Below are 2,806 nucleotides of genomic sequence, written 5' to 3' on the forward strand. Positions count from 1 at the left end.
GCCTGACGTACCGGCGGTCGATCTCATCCGTCGCGTCCGCGCCATGGAGAGCCCGATAAGGCCGCAGATCCTGATTTCCCTGGTCGAGCTCGATATTGCTTCGATCATGCGGGCCAAGCGAGCCGGCGCCCAGGGCTATCTCTTGAAGCCGTTCAACCGCCCGCAGCTGCTCGAGCGCTTTCGCACCTTGAAGAGCGCACCTGATTCGGTACCCTTGAGCAATTCCAGAAAAAGTGCGTGACGGTTTCCTGCTCAGCAGCCCAAAACAGACCCTTACCAGCCGTCATGCAAAAACCCGGCCGAAGCCGGGTTTTTTATGGAAAAGATTCGAGCGATTCGTCGCTCAGGCGCTGACGCGAATGTCTTCCGGTTCGCGCAGCACATAGCCGCGCCCCCAGACCGTTTCAATGTAGTTCTGACCGCCCGATGCCGCGTCGAGCTTTTTGCGCAGCTTGCAGATGAAGACGTCGATGATCTTCAACTCAGGCTCGTCCATGCCGCCATAGAGGTGGTTGAGGAACATTTCCTTGGTCAGCGTGGTGCCTTTGCGCAGCGAAAGCAACTCCAGCATCTGGTATTCCTTGCCGGTCAGGTGCACGCGCTGGCCGCCGACTTCGACGGTCTTGGCATCGAGGTTGACCACCAGGTCGCCGGTGGTGATGACCGACTGGGCGTGGCCCTTGGAGCGCCGCACGATGGCATGAATGCGGGCAACCAGCTCATCCTTGTGGAACGGCTTGGTCATGTAGTCGTCCGCGCCGAAGCCGAGGCCGCGCACCTTGTCCTCGATGCCGGCCATGCCGGAGAGGATGAGAATAGGTGTCTTGACCTTGGAAAGGCGAAGCGTTCTCAAGACCTCGTAGCCCGACATATCGGGCAGGTTGAGATCGAGAAGAATGATATCGTAGTCGTAGAGCTTGCCTAGATCGACGCCCTCTTCCCCGAGATCGGTCGTGTAGACGTTGAAACTTTCCGATTTCAGCATCAGTTCGATGCTTTGTGCGGTTGCACTGTCATCTTCTATCAGCAGAACACGCATTTCATTCCCCTTTTCTGCTGCCGGACCATTTCACGACCCGTCCGGACCCGGAGCAGTGGTTGCCTTGTGCAGAGGCTGCCATTGAATGGTTAACAAATCCTAATTTCCCGTCCATGACGGTACCAGATTTTTTAACCTCTTTCTACACCCTCTTGAATCTAATAACGAATCTCAGAACCAAATTCCTAATGCAACACATTAACAACCTGGACTAAGCGACTCCAGGGACTCATCGACGTCGCTTCCGCATCGGTGGCCGGAATTTTTACCCGGCCTTAAGTCCTGACCCGTATGATTAACAATGCCCGTAAACGAATGGTTACCGCCGGCAAAAAACTTTAGGGTTTTGTTTCCCATAGTTCGGGGAAAGGCGGTGGACACGGGTGCGGCCTGGGCGTTTCCAGGTGGTTTGGACGATAAGTGCGGGTGTGCGTTTCCGGGAGTACCGAATCATGAAGTCACGTGAAAACCTCGTTCGGCTGAAACAGTTTCAGGTGAATGAGAAGCGGCGGCAGCTGCTCCAGCTCGACATGATGATCGCCGAGTTCGAACGCATGGCCGTCGAGCTGGAGCTTCAGATCACCGCCGAGGAAAAGAAGGCCGGCATCACAGACATCAACCATTTCGCCTATCCGACCTTCGCCAAGGCGGCTCGCCTGCGCCGCGACAACCTCAGGAATTCCCAAAGCGACCTCGCCCAGCAGCGAAGCGCCGCCGAATCATTACTCGGCGAAGCTGAAGCGGAGCTTTCCAAGGCGGAAATGCTGGAATCGCGCGACACGAAGATCCGCGAAGCCGAAGTCGGTGGCCGCAGCGCCATGATCGGCTAAGACCTGGCGGTTTGCCGCACCAACGCTCGCCATCAGGCTGGCGCATTGTCGCGGCTTGCGGCTCCGGCGGGAAAAATGAACCCGCCCTACGCGGCCAAATCCCCTTCACTCTCGGCAATTGCCCTTGCACGGGCATCCTTGATATCCGGCGCATGCTGCTCCGCCCATGACCTGATCTGGGTAAGCAGCCCCGCCAGGTTCTGGCCGAGCTCGGTCAATTCATATTCGACGCGCGGCGGAATGACCGGGAAGATCTCGCGCCGCACCAGGCCGTCGCGCTCGAGCACCCGCAGCGTCTGCGTCAGCATCTTCGGCGTGATGCCCTCGAGCTTCCGGGCAAGCTCGCCATTGCGCAGCCGGCCTTTGCGCAGCGCGCAAACCACCAGATAGACCCATTTGCTGGCCAGCATCTCCAGCACGGTGTGCGAAGGACACGCCCGCCGGAACGCATCATAGCCGAAACCGCAATCATCTTCACTATCCATGAGGTGCGTATATATCAGGAAGGTACATACTGGACAAGGGGATATTACTATCCAAATGATAGTGGCACCAACCAAGCAGGAGACATCTCAATGCGTGCCGTTATCCAGAATTCCGTCGGCGGACCCGACGTCCTTGTCATCGCCGATCAGCCGGATCCCACGCCAGAGACCGGCGAAGTGCTGGTCCGCGTCAAGGCCGCAGGCATCAATCCGGTCGACGGCGCCGTCCGTGCCGGCTACTACCCCTTGCTCGGCGAGCCGCCTTACATCCTGGGTTGGGATATCTCGGGAACTGTCGAAGCACTCGGCGCCGGCGTCACCGGCTTCAAGATCGGCGACGAGGTGTTCGGCATGCCGCGCTTCCCCAAGCAGGCGGCGGCCTATGCCGAGCTGGCTGCCGTGCCTGCCGATCAAATCGCACTGAAGCCGAAGAGCGCGGACCACCTCAAGGC

At 58.6% G+C, this 2,806-nt stretch carries 4 protein-coding genes and 1 pseudogene; 3 read left to right on the top strand and 2 right to left on the bottom strand.

What is annotated here, in order from left to right:
- Positions 1-241 (top strand): annotated as a pseudogene (locus EN893_RS27280) (response regulator); the annotation flags it as partial.
- A 102-nt stretch (positions 242-343) separates the two neighbouring features.
- Here EN893_RS27280 and ctrA read toward each other — a convergent pair.
- On the bottom strand, positions 344-1,039 hold the full coding sequence (gene ctrA / locus EN893_RS27285; protein WP_006203583.1) for a cell cycle two-component system response regulator CtrA: 696 nt from the start codon (positions 1,037-1,039) through the stop codon (positions 344-346).
- A 452-nt stretch (positions 1,040-1,491) separates the two neighbouring features.
- Between ctrA and EN893_RS27290 the strand changes: the two genes are divergently transcribed.
- Positions 1,492-1,869: a flagellar export protein FliJ gene (locus EN893_RS27290; protein WP_013529907.1), complete on the top strand. Its 378-nt coding sequence runs from the start codon at positions 1,492-1,494 to the stop codon at positions 1,867-1,869.
- An 86-nt stretch (positions 1,870-1,955) separates the two neighbouring features.
- Here EN893_RS27290 and EN893_RS27295 read toward each other — a convergent pair whose 3' ends face one another.
- On the bottom strand, positions 1,956-2,354 hold the full coding sequence (locus tag EN893_RS27295; RefSeq protein WP_127268015.1) for a helix-turn-helix domain-containing protein: 399 nt from the start codon (positions 2,352-2,354) through the stop codon (positions 1,956-1,958).
- A gap of 90 nt (positions 2,355-2,444) precedes the next feature.
- On the opposite strand from EN893_RS27295, the gene EN893_RS27300 reads away from it, so the two are divergent.
- The coding region (locus EN893_RS27300) for an alcohol dehydrogenase catalytic domain-containing protein (RefSeq protein ID WP_164901146.1) at positions 2,445-2,806 on the top strand (362 nt) is incomplete at its 3' end.

This window comes from Mesorhizobium sp. M7A.F.Ca.CA.004.04.2.1 (assembly GCF_004022825.1).
Taxonomy (GTDB): Bacteria; Pseudomonadota; Alphaproteobacteria; order Rhizobiales; family Rhizobiaceae; genus Mesorhizobium.

Excerpts from the sequence above, each read along its gene's own strand:
- ctrA (WP_006203583.1), bottom strand. The coding sequence starts at position 1,039 with ATGCGTGTTCTGCTGATAGAAGATGACAGTGCAACCGCACAAAGCATC.
- EN893_RS27290 (WP_013529907.1), top strand. The coding sequence starts at position 1,492 with ATGAAGTCACGTGAAAACCTCGTTCGGCTGAAACAGTTTCAGGTGAAT.
- EN893_RS27295 (WP_127268015.1), bottom strand. The coding sequence starts at position 2,354 with ATGGATAGTGAAGATGATTGCGGTTTCGGCTATGATGCGTTCCGGCGG.